Consider the following 20,636-nt stretch of genomic DNA (forward strand, 5'->3'; position numbering starts at 1 on the left):
TAAATCAGCTTTTTCAGAAATGAGTAATTTCTAAGTCTATGAATATAAACAGAAGCTCACTCATAGTTGATGAGTGAGCTAAATGCTCTAAATGTTAGTTAGGGCTCAGCGAGTAGTTTTTTCACCTCATCGCTGTCTTGGTTTTGATAGTTTGCAAAACTTAAGCCCATAAATTCAGGCAAGGTTGCGCTGATAAAAATAGATGACAAGGTACCCGCAGTTAAACCAATTAACAGGGCGCTGGCAAAACCATTTAAGGCATCGCCTCCGAGCAACCAAATCGCAAAAACCGTGGCAAGTGTGGTAAACGAGGTGATCAGCGTACGGCGTAATGTACTTTGCAAGGCTTCATTAATTGAATGACCAATGGGTTGTTCAGGATTGGCACGAATGAGTTCACGAATGCGGTCGCCAATGATAATACTGTCGTTGAGCGAGTAACCGATAATCGCTAAAAGTGCTGCCAATACCGTTAAATCGAAGGTTAAGCCAAGCACAGTGAATAAAGCGATGGTGAGTAAAACATCGTGGAACAGCGCGACAGTTGCCGCGACGGCGAGTCGCCACTCAAAACGCACCATTAAATAAATCAGCACAGACATCACTGCAAACACAGCCGCCAGTGCACCACTGGTTTTGAGCTCTTCACCTACTTGTGCGCCCAGAAACTTACTTTCTAGGATATGGGCATTTAACTTTGACTCAATCGCAGTTTGAAAAGCGGCGATTGAATCTGAAGCCACGTCGGGTAAAAACAACACCCGCCAATGGCCGTCTTGGCTTTGCGATAAGCTAAATGCGTCTGATGTTAAGGTACTTAATGTGGTTTGCAATTCACTCATACTGGTTAGCGACATTAACGTGAAGTCTAAAACGGTACCCCCCGTAAAATCTAAACCAAATACAATGGGGTTAAGGGCTAAAGTGCCAAGGCTAACAACAATAGCAAGTAGACTAAATATAAAGCCCATTTTACGGGCAGACTGCCAAATATTATGCATGATGCGCTCCTTCTTTCTTTGTTGTTACTGATTCAAGTTGGGCCTTGTTTTTATCTTTTTGATGCTCGTTTTTTCTTTTATTTTTAAGAAAGAGTGGCGAAAGGTGAGACGACACCAATACGCCCGAGAACAAACTGGTTAAGATCCCAAGGGCTAACGTAATAGCAAAACCTTTGATTGGGCCATAACCTACACCAAGTAAAACCAGCGCGGTGATCATCGTCGTTAGGTTCGCATCGATAATGCTCGACATAGCATGTTGATAGCCGCGTTTTAAAGCGCCAAGTGTGCTCGCACCTTGTTTAATTTCATCACGAATACGCTCAAAAATAATCACATTGGTATCGACCGCCATACCTATAGTGAGTACTAAACCCGCGATCCCGGGTAAGGTTAACACCGCTCCCGGTAATAACGACATTAACCCAAGTAAACAAACAAGATTCACCACCAATGCAATGATGGCGACTACACCGAGTCGCCCGTAGCAGGCCAACATGAATAATAGGGTGATGGCTAAGCCCAATTTGAGCGCATTAAAGCCGTTTTCAATGTTTTGCTCGCCTAGGCTTGGGCCAATCGTTTGCTCTTCAACAATGGTGATAGGTGCCTGAAGTGACCCAGCACGCAATACCATAGCCAGCTCTTGTGCACGCTGCATGGTGCCTAAATTAGTGATACTAAATTGGCGGTTAAGGGCTTGTTGAATGGTGGCGACCGAAATCACTTCTTGTTGTTTAACCACATCCCCTTTTTGATTTTGGTGATATTCGCCATAGAGAGTGGCCATTGGCTTACCAATGTTTTGTCGCGAGAAACGACTCATCTTATCGCCGCCAGCAGGGGAGAGCATGAGTTGTACTAGCGGTTGTCCTGACTCATCGCGTCCAGCCTGAGCCGATTCAATCTCTGAGCCAGTAAAAATAGGTAAGGGGTTCAATTTGGTTGTGCCGCCATCTTTATACTTGTAAGTGTGGCCACCAATGTCTTTCAACGCATGAAAAGACAACTCAGCAGTTGCCCCAATTAAGCGTTTTGCAGCAGCTGGATCTTGTACTCCCGGCAACTCAATTCGAATATGCTGTTTACCTTGGCGTTGTGTGACTGCTTCTGTGATCCCCAATTGCTCGATACGCGAGCGCAAAGTACTAATGGCTTGGCCAATTGCTTGTTCAGCAATCTGCTTTTGGCTAGCTTCGTCAAAACCAAGTTGCCAAATCGCTTGGCTTGCCGTGTTTTGTTCAACACTCGTAAGGCTTGGGTAGTCTGTTTTTAAGTGCTTAACTAAGGTAGCAAGCTTACCTGCTTGGTTACTGTTGGCTTTTATAACCACGCGATTATCATGGGCTGCTTCAATCTTGATACCACGTAATTTGTGCTCAATGCGATAATCTTTGGCGACTAAACGCAGTTTTTCGAGTCGCTCTTCAAGGGCTTTGTCGGTATCAACTTTTAATACAAATAAAACGCCGCCGTTTAAATCTAAGCCCAATTTTAAAGGGGATAAATTAAAGCTTTGCAGCCATGCGGGTGTAGTTGCTTCACTTTGCACGCTAATGTTTGCTGCGTTTTGTAATTGTGTTTGTAACTTTTTTTGTAATATGGCTTGCGCATTCACACTTGCTTTTGGATGTTCGAGCAACACACGAATTTCACCGGTTTGATGATTTACCGTCGCTTCACGCACAGGCAATTGCGCGTCTTCAAGATATTGGCTAATTTGAGTCGCCGATAACGTATTGTTATGGCTGCTGACCTTTAATACCGTGTTATTCGGATAAAGGTTTGGTAGCGCGCTAATTGCCAGAAATACAATGACTAACAGCAACGCCCATGGGGTCAAACGGTTGTTTGACTTAGGGTTTAATTGATTTTTCATAATTCACTCATCTAGGGCAGCAAAACACAGTTTTGCCGAAAAAATTAAAAGACTTTTTTGCGATAAGTGAAATTAAGCGTGGTAGGTTAGTTGCGCTTTATAAACTAAATTGGCAGGTTTACAGGCATCAATAAAGCCGTGGTTTGGCCGTGTATTGCATTGGTACCAAGGTTGTTCGAGCTTGTCTGTTTGCAAGCGAATTTCGCTAATGTAAGTGTCTGACATCAGCTCAAAAACTAAAATAAATTCGCTTTGCTGTTTTGGATGTAAAAAACGAATGGCTTGTTGTTGAGAAGGGCGCTCAACAATTGAAAACAACCCAGAATCATCGGCAGTAATATGATGGTTTTGAGATTGCTGCTGCGATGAAAACTCATCACCAACTTCAACTTCAAACAGACTTTGATAATTAGTCTGGCTCTGAACATTATTCTGCGCATGCGCAAACTGTTCGGCAGATGACGGAGCAACGGCAAACAGTAAAAACAACACAGCAAGAATTTTTAAAATTCGGTTCAAAGCAACAAGTTCAAAATAAAAACGTGCAAATATGATAAGGGCGGATTGGTTTTAATCAAGTATAAAATCGAATTCAGCGTTTTTAAGTTAAATTTGTTTAATGGGGGGACTGTTTACAATTCCCGATTAAATCCGTTTACCATGCCGGTTTATTAAGCAGGCTTATTCTAAGTTGTTGAGTACTTGATAGAAACAAGATATTGTTGATGAAATTAACAGGAATGATTCCCGATTTGGTACTGACAAAAACAGGAATTTTTCCTATGAAAAAGCTGTTATACGGTTGTAGATGTATCCAGAAATCACTGAAATTAATGAAGCTCAACTTAAGGTAACTTATGATAAGTTGCCTTGGTTTCTGTATTGTTTGATCTGGGCGGGTTACTTTTCTTCCTTATACTATTTAAATTTCTTATCGCCTGATAGCTGGTTTTTTTCGTTTTTTCTCGTAACTTTAATACTTCTAATTTTGTGTATATCAGGTTGTACAACACGCTTCATCAAAAAAGAAATATTCATTTTTGACTCTATAAAGAAAGAAATATTAAAAAATGGAGAGGTGTATCAAAAATATGATGATATTAAAGAGATCATAATAGATGAAATATCAGGTGATTGTTCAGATGACTATGAGCTTATATTCAAATTTTCTAAAGGGAAATTAAACCTTGGTAGAGATACTGATAGGAATAAAGTTGTTGAAAGATATAATCAGGTTAATAGGTTCATAAAAAACACCGTATAACAAACGCTTTAACCAAAAGGACGCTAAACAGCAGGCTAGCGCTCCTCTGTCGCTAATTTTAGCCTGCTATTTTGCGCCGGTTAAGCGCAGCGTTATGCGGGTAAGCAGTTAAGGTGTACATTAAGAATGTATAAATGGCTTTGATAATGAAAAAACCAGTTTTACTCTTAGGTCCTGCTTTAGGGGCAATTATCGGCTTTGGCATTGCTAAATATCAAATAGCTCAAAACATACAAGCAATGCAGGAGTATTTTGGCTGGGTTTGTGGTACTGGTTTAGATTTGCCAATGTATATTTGGATTCCCGTTGGTTCTATAACGGGCTTTGTTTTTGCTAAATTGTTTTTACGCTTTAATAATTTGAATAAATCCGCATAACAAGGCGCTCAACTAGGACAAAATTAAATAAGCTCGTCGCTTCGCTCGATTTTAGCTTATTCAATTTTGCCTGTTAGCTAAGCGTTAGGTGTTTCACAAATATTTCGAGGCAACATGAATTCCAAGATAGAATTTAATACAAAAGTTATTCAAAAATTAGAGGAGCTCGGGGCTGACAAGCCTTGTCATAGATGTGGTCATACAAAGATTGAATTTGTGGGATATAGCAAACAAGAGTTAGGTGATAGTCCAGATAATATGGATTATGACATGCCAGTAGCGATAACTGCTTGTCAAAATTGTGCGGTTATCTCATATCACGCGCTCATTCCTTTAGGCTTAGCTCCTGCTGATGAGGAATAGTTATGAATAACACAAAATTCGCTTCCACTAAACCTAAAAGTGGTATTCAACCAGAAGCACAACATCAATATGCATTAGAGTCTCAAAAGTTAGGTTTACAAGCAGGTTTACTAGGGAAAGTGTTTGGAGTTTCTCAAGCTGCATCTAAAAATATTGCCGGCTTTATCGCTGTACTGCTAATAGCTACAGGGATACTAACTCTTTTTATTGATTCAAAAATCACTGCAAGTGAATTCTGGGAGTTAATAGTACCAATTTTAACAATGATTCTCGGATACTTGTTCGGTCAAAAAAACACCTAACAAACGCTTTAACCAATGGACGCAAAACAGCAGGCTTGCGCTCCTTCGTCGCTATTTTTAGCCTGCTATTTTGCGCCGGTTAAGCGAGGCGTTATAACACTATGAGGAACGGATGCGTAATTTAATATTTTCCCTGATTGTATTTACTGTTGCTGGATGTAATTCGACATCAAATGTTTCAAAAGTGCAGGTACAACCTAAAAACTCTAAATGCGACTTAATTGCTGAGGCTGTAGGGCCTATGGTTGCCACTAAATGGGCACTTAAGGAAACAAATAAAACTCAAAAAGATAAAGAGCCAGGTGGTTGGAGAATGCTTGGCTTAGTGCATCATGACGCATTTGAAAAAGCTGGGTTTAGTCTCGATGAAACTAAAGCAATAGCTAAAGAAGTGTATGAAATCGATATATCCGATCAAATGGAGTATGACATTCTTTCTTATCGTTATTTTTATAAGGCACAATGTCAACTACAAGCGAAGAACATTAAACCTCTACCACTAGCTGATACTTATAAAACTCTGGATCAATGTTGGTACCCTGATAAAAACAAAAGTTTAAATGAAGAGATTTGTTTCAAACAAGTTTTATCCGGTGAAATCGTGTTATAACAAGCTATTAAATAGGTACAAATTACAGTTGGCTTTTGCTCCTTCGTCGCTTAATTTTAGCCAACTATATTTTGCCTATTAACAGGGCGTTATTACTAAAGGGAAAAGCAAGGGTGAGTATTGAATTAACAATCAAATATTCTGATGCAGAATATAAATCAGCGCTTAGAGAACAATTGACTGTGATGCCAAATAAACATCTCCACACCTATCTACCAACTGGTATTTTAATATTTGTTGGTGTTGTCTTTTTCTACTTCAATGTTTTGTTTTCCTGGTGGGGTATTAGTCTCATTACGCTCCTCTCAATCTATGCTATTCCCTGTCTATTTGCAGACTTTCTAATGCCATCAATAGCACTCGCTTTTGCAAAAAAGGAAAAACTTCAAGACACATATCATTTCACAATCAATAAAGAGCAAATTGAAAGAAGTTCAGGACAAGGCAAACTTAATACGAAATGGGAAGACTTAACTTCTGTCGACTTTTTTCCTCAAAATATTTTCTTCAATTTGGAGGAGGGGGTTATATCAATCCCAAAATCAAGATTAACAGATGCGGAGATAGAGAAACTTAGGATATATGCGAAACGCACCTAAAAAGAGACTATGGCATCACTCAGAATTTAGCTGCTTCAACTTTAGAAGTGAACTTAGGGAAGAGCATTGGAAATTAGAAAACTTAATACATTGCGAGGCTTAGCCGCTCTAATTGTCTTTGTGACTCATTTTAGTGACATTACAAACTGGCTCGATGGCGTATTAGGAGGCGGCTCTGGCGCTTATGGAGTTATGCTATTTTTCTTGTTAAGTGGCTTCTTAATGGCCTACCTCTATTTAGACAGAGACTTTACTCAGGCTAATATACAGGATTACTTTTTAGCTAGAGCTTGTAGGGTTTTACCTCTGTATTTAGCCGTTGTATTTGGCTCTTATTTTCTGTCTAGCACTGGTAAAAATACGCTTTATACTATTTCTGATCTCCATACCCTCTTAGGGCATTTATTATTCCTTTACGGCGAAAGCGTGCTTTGGTCAATCTCACCTGAGATACAGTTTTACTTCATGTTTATCCTTTTCTGGATGTGTGCAAAGAATAGGAAAGGCTACATTTATCTTTTAATTTTTGCAGTGATGATTTTACTGTTTTTATTCAACTTTCCGAGAATATACGGTGATATCAATGGGGTTCCTTATAACGCATTTAATGTTCTCAGAAGCTTACCGTACTTTTTTGTTGGCGTTATTTTTGGGATGCATTATAGAAGGCTGAAAATTCCAGAGTACCTTAAAAAGCATTGGTTTATATTGGCGCTTTGCTTAATTCCACTGATGTATCCAGATTTGACAACAATCACCTCTGATGCAAAACGCAGAATGTGGTTAAGCTACGAAGTGTTGTTAGTGATGAGTACAGTTTTCTTTTGTGTGGTGTTTTTGGTGCCAAATAATAATGTGCTCTTAGCGAATAAGTTTGGCGACTTCTTCGGGAAGATCTCGTACTCATTTTATTTATTGCATATGCCCATTATTGTGCAGGTAAACAAGTTAGATTTTTCTGTTGAGCTGAAACTATTAGCGTCTTTATCAATGAGTATATTGGTCGCATATATTTCATTTAGGTACTTTGAAAAGCCTATTGCTAAGTTAATTCGAGGCAGTAAAACTAGCCAGCTAAACACTGAAAAAGTCACAAATTGCACTTCTCAATGATGATGAGTACGTAATCAAATTGCTATTTTTAAATGGGACTGTTAGTTGCAGGGAGTTGGCGAAAAAGGCTTGACTTGCACTTCTTTCTCATTGATTTTATTACCTATACTTACTGATTCATAAAACCTCTTAATTATTATAAGGATGTTGTAATGGCCTTATTCCGTAAAGCTTCAACTCAAGAAATAGATAAACTTAAATCACTCCTTTGGGAGTTTGGCCCAAATGAATGGAACTACTTAACGCCAGAAGGCGTGAATGATGAGTTTGCGCTGATTGAGCGTGGTGATGCGCAAGCGATTATAGCGGTTGTTGACTCTGAGATTATTGGTTTTGCCGTTTTGATAGATGGGTTAGTTGGACCACGTTACCTAGAGAAATATTCGCCACTTGAACAAATGAAATTTGTGGGCGATGTGGTTGTTTCTTCACATCATGCAGGGAAGGGCATTGCGACTAAGTTATTGAAGGAATGCATACTGGAAGCAAAAGTGCACTATGCCAAGAAGGTATTGATCGAAAGGCATGAAGAAAACCTAGCCTCAGCAGGCATGATGCGTAAAGCTGGCTTTGAAATCGTTGATACTTTTTATGATCCAGAGAAGAGATCAGCAGGCTCGCAGAAGAGTGTAATTTTGTCTTTCGATCTATAAGCAAGCACAGCTACTGCTTAGATGTGATGAGCTTTTTGCACACGTTTTAGATATAAAAAAGCCCCATAAATTGGGGCTTTGTTTATCTTAAGGAATTATTCTGCTAAGCCTAGAGCTTCAAGTCGTTCTTTTGCAAGTAGATACCTAGCGCGGACGTCATCAATTTGCTCAGCTGTTAACTTCTTACCTAGAGTACGAAGACCACCTTCTGCATCATTGTGGTGAACACCAAATGCAAACTTTAGGTATTCTAAAAGCAGAGGTTGAGCATCAAGATATGAGATTGAGTTCATAGCTTGTGAAATCTGGTTTGCTTCAGCCCATTGGCCATTATTAACATATTCTTGCATCGTTACGCTGGCTTTAGGGAAGATACAACCAACACCCGTAATGCCACCACATGCGCCAGCTAAACCAGCATGTACAGTTACTGTGTCAACACCCGCTAAGATCTTTGAGTCTTTGTTTTCTAACATCAGAGTTTCAATGACAGATACATCTGTTGTCGAAATTTTAAGTGCCGTTACTTCTGGTAGCGCAGATAATTTTCTAAGGATATCTGTCGATAGGGCATGGTAACCCGCCGCGTCAGGATTGTTGTAAGGCATAATGGTTACGCCTGCTTCTTTTGCAGCAGTTGCAGCAAGCGCATAATAGGCGTACATCTCTTCATCAGAAGGGGCTTGTGTGGTTTTTGGAGGCATAACCATCACAGTGTCTACGCCGACTGTTGCAAGCTCAGTGACGATTTTGGCAAGTGCTTCTTTTGTTTCTGCAGCAGCACCACTGATTAAAGGCACATTGAACTCTTTAGCAACTTCAGAAAGGGCTTTAAGTAAAGAAAGGCGCTGCTCAGTGCTTAGGTAGCTATTTTCGCCAAGCGTACCAGAGCCGACTAGTCCGCCCATTCTAGTACCACCTTTGCCTTCAACTCTTAGAATATCTGCAGCGTATTTTTGTGTTGCAGCTAGATCGATTTCAAGGTCACCTGAGTCTGTTTCTTTTAGCCATGTAAACACGGCTGGCATCACTGTATAACGCCAATCTGTACTATTTGTTTGCATCGTATTACCTTCTGTCAAAATTCTCTGTTAAACAAACTATATCGTATAAAATATACAAAATACACCTTATCAGTGAAATTAGCCTTAACAAAGACAGAGGGCGGCGTGTTTAATTTCTTTCAAGTCTCAGTTTTTATTGTGTTTTTCTTTATTTACTAATTCGGTTTTCATGATAAAAAAATTAATGCAATCTTCAAAAACTAGCTTCTTTTTTGGTTTTAACAGTCACATACGTCAGTTGAATAACATGACTCTCATATTCACAGCTCAGCCCTGCATTTTTAAAATTATCTAAACTGCAATTAAGCTTTTCATCAGTAAAAGTAAACCTCTAACAATTCTTGCTATCACCTAGATCTTGCAATCTCAATGTCTTTAGTCCGTAAGGGATCTTTTTTTGGTAAATAATTGTAAACAAGTTAACCGCTTGTTTAATATAAATTATTTTTATTATTGAAATTTTGACAGCGTTGACACGTTAGATAATTTATTCTTTTGTTATCTTTTTGTAATAAATTAGAGTGTATACTTCTGCGCGCTGGCATGGGGTCAGCTTTTGGAAGCGGTTTGCAAAGGAAGGTGAATATAAAAATAAATCTTAATTAAAACACACGGTTAATTATGAAACTCTCACTTAGATTGACATCTATGGCAATGCTTATGAGCACGTTGTCAGGTGTATCCTTGGCTGCTGCGCCACAAAACTATTACCAGAACATTGATAATGCAAATGCAACAACACTGAAACAAAGCTTGCATATAATTATTAAGGGTCACACAAAAATTCCTTATACATCATCAAATACAGATACTTGGGACGTACTAGAAAAAGCCGATGAAAACCCAGATAACAACTCTCAAGTTGTTGATGTATATAAAAATGCAGTTTACACCAAAGTGGGTGGTGGTAATACTAACTACAATCGCGAGCACTCTTGGCCGAAATCTTATGGTTTTCCAAAAGATGGCAGTCAAAATTTGGCATATACAGACCTACATCACTTATTTATTTCAAATAGTAGCTACAATTCGAGCAGAAATAACAAACCTTATGCAAACTGTACTAGTGCGTCTTGCTCAACAAAAACCACTGATATAAATAATAACCGCGGTGGATCATCATCTGAAGTGAATCTAACTATGGGTTCAGGTCCGTTAGATGGTATTTGGCAAACTTGGCCGGGCCGTCGTGGTGATGTAGCCCGTGCATTAATGTACTTAGCAGTGCGCTATGAAGGTGGTACAAATGCCAATGGTTTTGTAGAGCCTGATCTTATTTTGACCGATGATCGCAGTAAAATTGAAGCCTCTAAGACCGGCGGTAATGAAGCTGTTGCTTATATGGGTTTAAAAACAGTGCTTATTCAATGGCACAAAGACGATCCAGTTGATGATTTTGAGCGCCGTCGTAACGATGTAATTTTCCAGTATCAAGGTAACCGTAACCCATTTATCGATCACCCTGAATTTGCAGCATGTATCTTTGAAAGTGATTGTTCAGGCGTAGGTGCAGGCACTGGAACTGGCGGTGGCGATACTGGTGGAGGTGACACAGGTAGCAGTGACGCAACACCTTGGATAAACGAACTCCACTATGACAACAATGGTTCAGATGTAAACGAAGGTGTTGAAATCGCAGGCGCTGCAGGTGTAGATCTAAGTGGTTGGCAGCTAGTAGCTTATAACGGCAACGGCGGTGCGGCATACAAAACTATTTCACTATCAGGCACTTTAGCTGATCAACAATCTGGTTTTGGTACTAAATTCTTCGCTATAAGTGGCCTACAAAATGGTGGCCCAGATGGTATTGCGTTAGTAGATAACACCGGTAAGTTGGTTCAATTCTTAAGTTATGAAGGTACCTTTACTGCAACCGATGGTGCAGCGCAGGGTCAATCTTCAACAGCAATTCCTGTATCTGAAACGTCATCTACTGCAGTAGGCCACGCGCTACAACTTACTGGCTCAGGTTCAAAGTACAGTGATTTCACTTGGCAAGTAACTGCTTCAACGTACAATCAAGTGAACTCAGGTCAAAGCTTTAATGGCGGTACACCTGTTACTGAACCTGTGGTTGAAGAAACATTCTTTGAAATGGATAGTGTTTCTTCTATTCCTGACAACAGCGCAATGACATCAACGCTTGATGTTGATAACTCAACGACATCTGGCACTGCAACCGTAAAGGTGAATATTAGCCATACATACCGTGGTGATATTAGTCTAGTGTTGACCTCGCCAACAGGTGCTCAATATCAACTTAAGAATTATAATGGTCGCGATAGTGCTGATAATGTCGTTGAGTCTTACACGGTGAATTTGTCGGGTAGTGTAAAAGGCACTTGGCAATTAAGAGTGCAAGATCACTATAACCAAGATGTAGGCACATTAAACGCTTGGTCGATTAAGATTAACTAAGGTTTTTTAGTAAGCAGCCCGCTTTGTTAAGCGGGCTTTTTTATTGAATTTGCTTAGCTGCTTTTTAGCAATACTTTTGTGTCATCAATAAATAGCTTGCTGACTTTCTTAGTTTGTCCATCACTGAGCGTAACGTCTTTGTTTGTAACGCTATGGATGTGCGTTAAATTAATCACCGTTGATTTATTGATTTGTAAGAAGTTTTCTCTTGGTAATTCATCGATTAAAGATTTTAGCGTGGTATTGGCGAGTATCATGTTGTCTTTAACCCATACTTTTACATAGTTACCGTAAGATTCGAGGTATGTAATGTCTATAAGGGTGACTTTTTCTAGACTTCTACCTACTTTGAGGGTTAAAGACGTTGCTGCACTTAAGCTGGTCGCTACAAAAGAGAGCTTATCAATAGCTTGCGCAAAACGAGTTTCATTGACGGGTTTTAATAAATAGTCGACCACATTGAGTTCAAAGCCATCTATGGCATATTCAGGGTGGGCGCTAACGATGATCACTGGCGGGCACTGTTTAACAACTTTTAGCATCTCAATACCAGTTAGGGCAGGCATATTGATATCTAAAAATAATAAATCAATGTCTTGATTGGCTAATACTTGCAACGCTTCAACGGCACTATAGCACTGAGCGACAACCTCAAAATTAGGGTACTTTTTTAAATGATGAAGCAGCACTTGGTGTGCAATCGGCTCATCATCTATCAATACAACTTTATGTTTCATGTTAGCTCTATTTCTAAATTGCATTGCCAATGATCGCCCTTAGGACCATAGTTTAATTGGTGATTATTAGCATAAATGAGAGAAAGCCGTTTGCTTAAATTTTGTAAGCCAACGCCGGTATGCTCCTTGTTTTGCTTCATATCTTCGGCCATTTGCTCGCTAAAACTGTTTTCGCAGATTAAGGCTAAGCGATTACCATCTAGCTTACAGTCAATTCGAATATTGCAACGCTCAAGGCTATTGGCTATTGCGTGTTTAAAAGCATTTTCAATGGGCACAATGAGTAGCAGTGGTGTGATTTGATGTGCTGAGTTGTTGAATCTTGGTAGGTTAATACTCAAGTTAATATTGCCGCTTAATCTCACTTTTTGTAGCTCAATAAAGTGTCTGATGTAGTTGAGCTCATCTTCAAGGGGTACAAAGTCTTTGTGCCCTCTATAGACAGAATGCTGCAGCAAACTCGATAAGTGCTCGATCAAGTTTGGCGCATCGTCAGACTGGCAAAGCACTTTGCCATAAATATTGTTAAGTGAATTGAACAAAAAATGTGGGTTTATTTGCTGTTGCAGCAAAGTGAGCTCAGCCTGTTTGTTTTGCTGTTCTAATTCGAACAGCTTGCGCTCTGTTCTGTGGTGTCGACAGAGCAGAATAATCGGGGTGCTAAGTGCTATTAAGCTGAAAGTAAACACATAGTTTTGTGGTTGAAAAATACCTTGTGCATTTGAAGGTATGAGTAACAATGTTTGCCCAGATATGGGTAATACATTAATGAGGGAAAACACAACCGGTGTGCAGATAAGTAAGTAGACGAATGTACCGCACAAATAATTAAATAAACCGAATTGCCCAAGTAGTTTTGCGATGAGAAAACGCTTGTTCAACCAATAAATTACCCAGATAAGTGCTGCAATAATACTAGATTGTATGCCAGTCCAAATAAGCGCTTTAAACTCTGTCACTCCTACGTCTAGGCTGATAACTAGGGTATTAGGGGTGAGTGTTAAAGCTTCATCATGGCTGTTGGCTAAACACATCAAAATAACCCAAGCCCCTAGGGCTATAAGCATAAATAGGTCTTCAATTTTTATGGTTTGTAAGTACCCACTATTTATGCTCCTCAACTTAAATTTGACCAAAGGTATAAAGATACTACACAGACTCAAGCCAATAAAAATCATTACGCCATCAAAACTAAGGTGAGCATTCAAAAAAGTTGGTTGCAGTGTTTGTAAGGTAAAAAGGGCGACGGGGTAAACAACGAAACCAAGAGACCAATAAATAAGCCGCTTCAATATGTACTTATTATAAGTAGCTAAATGAGCAAGTAGCATAGGCAAACTCATCATACCGACTTCAATGAATGTGCTTATATACGCTAAAGCGCTTGTCTGTTTTGCTGACAAAAATTGTAAGTGAGTCACTATCATGAGCGCGCATAGCATAGGCACAAACCGTGAGATAAATAGTGTCGGGCTGCTTTGGAACAATTGGCTCATAACGCTGTTTATAAAAAGTTTACTGCGAAAAGTAGATAAGGCCACTATATCTTAAACACACAATATAAGGCGACCTAGAGCGCTTTTGAAGTGACGAAAGTGCATTTTTAAATGATGAAAAGCCATTTTTGCGCTTTATCATTTAAACAAAGCAAGACGTCATCAAGTAATAGTCAGTCATCAATTGACTCAATAGCATAAAACCACTGAACAAAGTTGAACAGAGGTGGTACATGCTAGTTTTAACTGACATAAATAAACAATATCCTGACGGCACACATGCCCTAAAGCAGATTAATCTAGAATTACACAAAGGCATGGTTGGCTTACTAGGACCAAATGGCGCCGGTAAATCAACCCTGATGCGAACGCTTGCCTGCTTACAAGCGCCAGATCAAGGCGACTATGCGTTTTTAGGCAAATCATGTTTGCAAGACCCTTCTATGCTACGCAAACAATTAGGCTATGTACCTCAGCATTTTGGTGTGTATCCCAATATGTCTTGCGAAGCACTATTAACCCATATTGCAGTGTTAAAAGGGTTATCGGCAAAGCAATACAAAAAGCAAATTCCAGAACTATTAGCGCTGACAAATTTAACTTCAGTTGCTAAACGCCATGTTTCGACTTTTTCAGGGGGGATGAAGCAGCGCTTTGGTATTGCTCAAGCTTTACTCGGCGAACCCAAATTACTGATCATGGATGAACCAACGTCAGGGCTCGACCCCGCAGAGCGTGAGCGTTTACATGATGTTTTAGTTGAAATAAGCGCTGATAAATTAATCATTCTCTCTACCCACATAGTTGAAGACATTGAAAACCTTTGTCATCACGTTGCTATGTTGATAGAAGGCCAAATCATCGACAGCAATGATGTAGAAACCTTAATCGCGCCGCTAAATAACAAAATATGGTTGTGTGATACGCTTCCTACTAGCCATGCTCAGGTTTTAAGTAAAAGCTATAAATATGGCAAGCCATCGTGGCGAATTTATAGTGAGCAACAGCCTACTGCGAATGCACGCCTTCAACTGGCAAAATTAGAAGACCGTTATTTTTTAGAGCTTCATAAAAAGGAGGCGCGTCATGCTAATAAATAATGAGTTGAGATACGCTTACCGACAGCCAATCGTGTGGGTGGTCACTATAGCTGTGAGCTTATTAAACACCCTAATCGGCCTAGGTAGTCTGCATGAACTAAGCACTCTCAATGAGCTCTACCAAGTGTATGCGCTTTTGCAAATGTTGATAATGCCAGCGGCTTTTGCCGTAATTGCGGTCACTTTACTATTTAGAGACAGTACGTCGAACATGATGGTGCTTATCGATGTAACCCCTGTGTCTTTTCGGGTGCGATGGCGTACCAGAGTGTTTGTATCGACCGCTATTTTAAGTTTTCCCATGTTGTTCGGCTTTGTAGTCGTCTGTGGTGTATTTGCAAGTCAAACAACTTGGTTGATGGGTTTGCAAAGCTTCTTTTTGATCAGTCTATTTGGCATTGTTCAAAGTAGTTTTTTGCTGATATTAATCGCCTTTTATTTGGTTAAACGGTCATGTACGCCGTTTACCTTGTATGCCATCAGTGCTGCCGAAGGCATTGTTTACATAGTCATTGGCGGTATTTTAGGGTTTCAGTTTTTATCGGGCAGCGCGATAGTGAGTGAGGTGTTTTACACGTTCATGCTCTGGGCAGATCCGTTTGGTATAACGCCTTTGTTAGATATCAATGTTAGTGATCAAGCTTCAAATGTGCCCTTTATAGTTAATAGAATCGTTTATTTTATAGTGGGTGTGCTTGTGTTTTTGGCTTTGTCTAAAGTCAGTATTAATTTAAATGTTGAGCACAATAATAAAAAGGCGGTTAAGCCTGCGCAGGAAAAAACCAGACGCCATGTTTATAAGCGTCTGCCCGATCTGCCTGTTGTTCATCTGCTTTTCTTAAACTTTAAAGTGTTGTTGAGCTCAAAGCTTACCCCTGTCATTTTGGTCATTTGGGCCAGTATTGTTCTTAATGAGGCACTTTCAACGTTGCTTTCAGCTCAAGCTCATAATCTCAATAACAGCATAACGGCACTCAATGCCGTCGCCTGGGATGTATATTTGCTTTTTACTTCAGTGTGTTTGGCGCTGTGGAGCGGGCTAGTTTGTTGGCATACACAGCGTAACCAGTTTGCAGATGTATTGTCTTCGACACCAATCAGTAATTGGCAAAAAATCATGGCAGATATGATTACATTGTTAATTTGCTTACTGGTTTTAACTGTGGTTATGGGAGTCGCGAGCCTAATGGCTGAGCTCATAGCGGGGAGTGATATTTCGCTGTTGCACTATGTACAGCAAATAATATTTAGTCTAGTACCACAAGCGTTGTTGGCTGTGATATTTGTATGTATTCACCATATTGCTAAATCTGTGATTAAAGCAGGGCTGTGTATATTTGCATTGCTAATTATTAAGTTCACACCCATCACTTCGGCGCTAGGAATAACACACTTACTCTGGAATATTGCGGGTTCACCATTGCAACCTGCCTCTCAAACAAAGCTGTTTTTAGAGAGTGAACAGGTATTTTTACCATTTATGCTGTTTTGGAGTCTGGTCGCTGCAACGCTTTGTGTATTTGCTGTAAAGCTGTCACATAGAGGGGCAGGGTATGTGATGAATAAAAAAATTTGGACCATGCCAGCAGTTGCGATGGCGTTACTAACGCTCGGAGCCGGTAGCGTTATGCACATTCAAATCACCAATGAAAAGCCTTTGACCTATCAAAAGCAAAGAATGCAGTGGCAAGCGGATTACGAGCAAACCTTCAGGCACTTTGCCGACTTACCTCAACCAACAATGACAGAATTAGACACTAAAATCGCGTTTTATCCAGAGCAAGGCAAAGCATACTTTGATGTTCAATACACGCTAGAAAATACCAGTGAATATCCAATCAGTCAGTTTTTAGTTAGTCGAGATGGCAATCATACAAACTGGAGTTTGACTCTGATAAACAGAGAAGGGGAAATAAAGCCACCTAAACTCAATCAGTATGAAATTAGATTAGCTAAACCATTAGAGGTAGGGCAGTCGCTTAACCTGAAAGTGAGCTTAATGCTCAAGCAAGTAATGTTTTGGCCAAGTTCAGAGCACTTGATAATTAAACCTAAGTGGTCACAAATCGCGGCGCAATCAATTTTACCTATGGTTGGTTATCAACCTGAGTTTGAAATTCAAGATCCTTTAGAAAGAGCAAACAAAGGGTTAATTGCAGAGCCATCTCAAACGGGAGTGCCTGTTAAAGCTATGCTAAGAACAACACTCTCCACCCAATTGAAGCATGAAAGCCAAGCACCAGGTGTAATGGTAAAACAGTGGCAAGAAGATGGCAGAAAGTTTTATCAGTATCAAACAAGCCAACCTATTGAGTTGGATGTTGTTTGGCAGTCTGAGCCCAGAATAATTTTGCATGAATGATCTATTACCTTCCATAAGTTTATAAAAAATAGAGTTAAATTTATTTAAACTCTCGGTTAGGAAAATAATAGAAGATTGATAAGAAGAATAAATCGCTACGCTTTACAGTGAAAACCATGCAATGACAAAAAGCCTAGTTAAGCAGGTGAGGAGAATACAATGAAGCGCAGAGAATTTATTAAAAGTGCAGCCTTAGGCTCGATGGGCGGTTTACTTATAAGCCAAACGTTCGGTGCACAGGCTGGTGGTAAAATGTTAACCCCTAGGGAAGTCGAAGGGCCGTTTTACCCCATAACTCCACAAAAAGACAAGGATGCAGATTTAACCCAAGTTGAGGGTATAGTAGGGCGAGCCAAAGGTACTATTATAGATATCTTTGGACAAGTGTTTGATCAAGAAGGTAATGCCATTGAAGATGTCACCATAGATTTATGGCAGGCTAATAGTTATGGTAAATATCATCACCCTCACGATAATAGTGAAGCGCCAATTGACCCGCATTTTCAAGGCTGGGCGATTTTGCAAAGTGGTAAACAAGGGCGCTTTAAATTTAAAACCGTGATGCCGGGAGCATATCCATTAAATGCACCGCAGCAGCGTACACCTCATATTCATATAAAAATCAGTAAGTACGGTTATGAGTCTTTACTGACGCAGCTGTATTTTCCCGATCAGCCTTTAAACGACAAAGATGGCTTGTTCAAACGTAAATCTAAGCAAGAACAGAAAATGATGACGGCTAAAAAAACCAGTAAATCGAACGAGTATCGATACGATATTTTTCTGCAGAAAGCATTTTAGTTTGTCGTTGGCGTTTTTTTATAATTAACCCAAGACAGTTGAGCAGAAAAAGCGGATAATTAGCGGTATTTTTAGAAAAGCGCTTACAAAGCATAGTAAGCGCGCGACCGTGGAAACCGCTCTATGGAAATCAAAGTTAATTTTCTTGATAATCTTCGAATTGAAGCGAAATTCGATGATTTCTCAATTATTGCCGACCAACCTATTCGTTATAAAGGTGATGGCTCAGCACCAAGCCCATTCGATTACTTCTTAGCTTCATCAGCAATGTGTGCGGCTTACTTTATTAAGGTGTATTGTAACGCCCGTGATATTCCGACCGATGGCATTCGCGTAGCACAAAACAACATTGTTGATCCTGAAAACCGCTATAACCAGATTTTTAAAATTCAGGTTGAGATCCCAGAGCATATCTCTGAGAGAGATCGTGAAGGCATGCTGCGTGCGGTTGACCGCTGTACGGTTAAAAAGGTGATCCAAACTGGCCCTGATTTCCAACTTGAAACCGTTGAGAACCTAGACGCTGACGCACAAGCGATGTTGATGACAACGCCAGAAGGCGGCACAGAAACATATATTTTAGGTAAAGACCTACCACTTGAGCAAACCATTGCCAATATGACATCGGTAATGGAAGACTTAGGTATGAAGATCGAAATTTCTTCATGGCGCAACATCGTACCGAATGTTTGGTCATTGCATATTCGTGATGCGGCTTCTGAAATGTGCTTTACCAATGGTAAAGGCGCAACCAAGGAGAGCGCATTATGTTCGGCATTAGGTGAATTCATCGAGCGTTTAAGCTGTAACTTCTTCTACAACGATCAATTCTTTGGTACTGAAATCGCCAATGCTGAGTTCGTGCATTATCCAAATGAAAAATGGTTCAAGCCAAACGAAGAAGATGAATTACCAACAGAGATCTTAGACGAATATACGCGCGAGATTTACGATCCAGAGGGTGAGTTATGTGGTTCGCACCTAATCGATACTAACTCAGGTAATGTTGAACGTGGTATTTGTTCAATTCCTTACACACGTCACTCAGACGGTGAAACGGTTTACTTCCCAACCAACTTAATCGAAAACTTATTCTTAAGTAATGGTATGAGTGCCGGTAATAACCTAGCTGAAGCGAAAGTTCAGTGCTTGTCTGAGATTTTTGAGCGTGCGGTTAAACGTCAGATCATCGAGCAAGAAATTGTATTACCAGATGTACCACAAGCCGTATTAGATAAGTTCCCAGGTATTGTTGAAGGTATTCAAGGTCTTGAAGAGCAGGGTTTCCCAGTCGTTGTAAAAGACGCATCACTTGGCGGTCAATTCCCTGTTATGTGTGTGACGCTAATGAACCCTAAAACGGGTGGTGTATTTGCGTCATTCGGTGCCCACCCAAGCTTTGAGGTTGCTCTTGAGCGTAGCTTAACTGAGCTACTGCAAGGTCGTAGTTTTGAAGGCTTAAACGACGTACCTAAGCCAACATTTAACAGCATGGCAGTACAAGAGCCTGAGAACTTTGTTGAACACTTTATTGATTCAACAGGTAAAATTTCTTGGCGTTTCTTCAGTGCTAAGCACGATTATGAGTTTGTTGAGTGGGACTTCTCGGGTACAACTGAAGAAGAGTCAGACAAGTTATTTGGTATTTTAGAGTCGATGGATAAAGAAGCTTATGTGGCTGAATTTACACACATTGGTAATGCATGTCGTATTCTTGTACCAGACTACTCAGAAGTCTATCCGGTTGAAGACTTAATTTGGGATAACACCAATAAAGCCCTGCAATATCGTGAAGACATCTTAAATCTTCATCGTTTGAGTGAAGATGAACTGGCTGATTTAGTTGAGCGTTTAGAAGAGTCTGAACTAGACAACTACATCGACATCATCACATTAATAGGTATTGAGTTTGACGAAAACACGGTATGGGGTCAGCTAACAATTCTTGAGCTTAAGCTATTAATTTATATAGCATTAGGTGATTTAGAAGCAACCAAAGAGCTGGTTGAAGCCTTCTTACAATACAACGACAATACCATTGTTGAGCGTGGCTTATTCTACCAAGCGATGGATGCAACGTTAGAAGTAGCACTTGATGAAGAACTTGAAATCGAAGATTACATTCATAGCTTCACACGTATGTTCGGTCAAGAAGTGATGGATGCCGTTGTCGGCTCAATTAATGGCGATGTGACTTTCTATGGTTTAACTGAAACCAGCATGAACCTTGAAGGTCTAGATAAGCATTTACGCTTAATTGAAAGCTATAAGAAGCTACACGCAGCACGAGCTCGTTTAGCGAAAAGCTAAATTTAGCTCATATATAAATCACCTTGAAGAAGAGCATTTATTTTTGATAAATGCTCTTTTTTTAGTTCTGTAATAGGTGGTTTGTCTAAAAAATACTGAGTGATTATTGATGTGGTTACAGACTTTAGGGTACTGAAAACACTCTTTTACAAATGAAGCGATAATTGTGACTGTTTAATTTTCCCAC

At 39.9% G+C, this 20,636-nt stretch carries 19 protein-coding genes; 13 read left to right on the forward strand and 6 right to left on the reverse strand.

Annotated features, from left to right (window positions below):
• Positions 1-98: 98 nt before the first annotated feature.
• The 3 genes from secF to CWB72_RS12580 form a co-directional block, all read right to left on the reverse strand.
• Positions 99-1,001 carry a protein translocase subunit SecF gene (gene secF, locus CWB72_RS12570; protein ID WP_138631857.1) on the reverse strand — a complete coding sequence of 301 codons (903 nt, stop codon included), beginning with the start codon at positions 999-1,001 and terminating at the stop codon, positions 99-101.
• Complete coding sequence (secD, locus tag CWB72_RS12575) at positions 994-2,880, reverse strand: protein translocase subunit SecD (protein ID WP_138631859.1); 1,887 nt, start codon at positions 2,878-2,880, stop codon at positions 994-996. Before secD ends, secF begins: the two co-directional genes overlap by 8 nt.
• 72 nt (positions 2,881-2,952) lie before the next feature.
• Positions 2,953-3,399 (reverse strand): hypothetical protein, encoded by a 447-nt coding sequence (locus CWB72_RS12580; protein ID WP_130256906.1) that lies wholly within the window; start codon positions 3,397-3,399, stop codon positions 2,953-2,955.
• Between the two features lie 289 nt (positions 3,400-3,688).
• On the opposite strand from CWB72_RS12580, the gene CWB72_RS12585 reads away from it, so the two are divergent.
• From CWB72_RS12585 to CWB72_RS12620, 8 genes are all read left to right on the forward strand, one after another.
• The gene (locus CWB72_RS12585) at positions 3,689-4,144 is read left to right on the forward strand and encodes a hypothetical protein (protein ID WP_138631861.1); all 456 of its coding nucleotides are present in this window, start codon (positions 3,689-3,691) and stop codon (positions 4,142-4,144) included.
• Between the two features lie 146 nt (positions 4,145-4,290).
• A complete protein-coding gene (locus CWB72_RS12590; protein ID WP_138631863.1) occupies positions 4,291-4,521 on the forward strand; it encodes a hypothetical protein in 231 nt (76 codons plus the stop codon).
• Between the two features lie 114 nt (positions 4,522-4,635).
• Positions 4,636-4,884, forward strand: coding sequence for a hypothetical protein (locus tag CWB72_RS12595; protein WP_138631865.1), 249 nt, complete (start codon positions 4,636-4,638; stop codon positions 4,882-4,884).
• A gap of 2 nt (positions 4,885-4,886) precedes the next feature.
• Complete coding sequence (locus CWB72_RS12600) at positions 4,887-5,186, forward strand: hypothetical protein (RefSeq protein WP_138631866.1); 300 nt, start codon at positions 4,887-4,889, stop codon at positions 5,184-5,186.
• 112 nt (positions 5,187-5,298) lie between these two features.
• Positions 5,299-5,796: a hypothetical protein gene (locus CWB72_RS12605; protein WP_138631867.1), complete on the forward strand. Its 498-nt coding sequence runs from the start codon at positions 5,299-5,301 to the stop codon at positions 5,794-5,796.
• A gap of 113 nt (positions 5,797-5,909) precedes the next feature.
• The gene (locus CWB72_RS12610; protein WP_138631868.1) at positions 5,910-6,395 is read left to right on the forward strand and encodes a hypothetical protein; all 486 of its coding nucleotides are present in this window, start codon (positions 5,910-5,912) and stop codon (positions 6,393-6,395) included.
• A 66-nt stretch (positions 6,396-6,461) separates the two neighbouring features.
• Positions 6,462-7,508 carry an acyltransferase family protein gene (locus tag CWB72_RS12615; RefSeq protein WP_138631869.1) on the forward strand — a complete coding sequence of 349 codons (1,047 nt, stop codon included), beginning with the start codon at positions 6,462-6,464 and terminating at the stop codon, positions 7,506-7,508.
• Positions 7,509-7,660: 152 nt separating this feature from the next.
• Positions 7,661-8,161 (forward strand): GNAT family N-acetyltransferase, encoded by a 501-nt coding sequence (locus CWB72_RS12620; RefSeq protein WP_138631870.1) that lies wholly within the window; start codon positions 7,661-7,663, stop codon positions 8,159-8,161.
• A gap of 95 nt (positions 8,162-8,256) precedes the next feature.
• Here CWB72_RS12620 and CWB72_RS12625 read toward each other — a convergent pair whose 3' ends face one another.
• On the reverse strand, positions 8,257-9,225 hold the full coding sequence (locus CWB72_RS12625) for a dihydrodipicolinate synthase family protein (protein ID WP_138631871.1): 969 nt from the start codon (positions 9,223-9,225) through the stop codon (positions 8,257-8,259).
• A 660-nt stretch (positions 9,226-9,885) separates the two neighbouring features.
• On the opposite strand from CWB72_RS12625, the gene CWB72_RS12630 reads away from it, so the two are divergent.
• The gene (locus tag CWB72_RS12630; protein WP_252371552.1) at positions 9,886-11,643 is read left to right on the forward strand and encodes an endonuclease; all 1,758 of its coding nucleotides are present in this window, start codon (positions 9,886-9,888) and stop codon (positions 11,641-11,643) included.
• Positions 11,644-11,696: 53 nt separating this feature from the next.
• Here the strand turns inward: CWB72_RS12630 and CWB72_RS12635 are convergent, their stop codons facing one another.
• The gene (locus tag CWB72_RS12635; RefSeq protein WP_171037295.1) at positions 11,697-12,380 is read right to left on the reverse strand and encodes a LytR/AlgR family response regulator transcription factor; all 684 of its coding nucleotides are present in this window, start codon (positions 12,378-12,380) and stop codon (positions 11,697-11,699) included.
• Complete coding sequence (locus tag CWB72_RS12640) at positions 12,377-13,447, reverse strand: sensor histidine kinase (protein WP_171037296.1); 1,071 nt, start codon at positions 13,445-13,447, stop codon at positions 12,377-12,379. The genes CWB72_RS12635 and CWB72_RS12640 overlap by 4 nt, the downstream gene beginning before the upstream one ends.
• Positions 13,448-14,109: 662 nt before the next feature.
• On the opposite strand from CWB72_RS12640, the gene CWB72_RS12645 reads away from it, so the two are divergent.
• The 4 genes from CWB72_RS12645 (at position 14,110) to CWB72_RS12660 (ending at position 20,449) form a co-directional block, all read left to right on the forward strand.
• Positions 14,110-14,976 (forward strand): ABC transporter ATP-binding protein, encoded by an 867-nt coding sequence (locus CWB72_RS12645; protein ID WP_138631877.1) that lies wholly within the window; start codon positions 14,110-14,112, stop codon positions 14,974-14,976.
• Positions 14,963-17,338: a hypothetical protein gene (locus tag CWB72_RS12650; RefSeq protein WP_138631879.1), complete on the forward strand. Its 2,376-nt coding sequence runs from the start codon at positions 14,963-14,965 to the stop codon at positions 17,336-17,338. The genes CWB72_RS12645 and CWB72_RS12650 overlap by 14 nt, the downstream gene beginning before the upstream one ends.
• 159 nt (positions 17,339-17,497) lie before the next feature.
• Positions 17,498-18,139 carry a protocatechuate 3,4-dioxygenase gene (locus tag CWB72_RS12655; protein ID WP_138631881.1) on the forward strand — a complete coding sequence of 214 codons (642 nt, stop codon included), beginning with the start codon at positions 17,498-17,500 and terminating at the stop codon, positions 18,137-18,139.
• A 123-nt stretch (positions 18,140-18,262) separates the two neighbouring features.
• Positions 18,263-20,449 (forward strand): OsmC domain/YcaO domain-containing protein, encoded by a 2,187-nt coding sequence (locus tag CWB72_RS12660; RefSeq protein ID WP_138631883.1) that lies wholly within the window; start codon positions 18,263-18,265, stop codon positions 20,447-20,449.
• Positions 20,450-20,636 lie beyond the last annotated feature (187 nt).

It is taken from the genome of Pseudoalteromonas phenolica (assembly GCF_005886345.1).
Lineage (GTDB): Bacteria > Pseudomonadota > Gammaproteobacteria > Enterobacterales > Alteromonadaceae > Pseudoalteromonas > Pseudoalteromonas phenolica_A.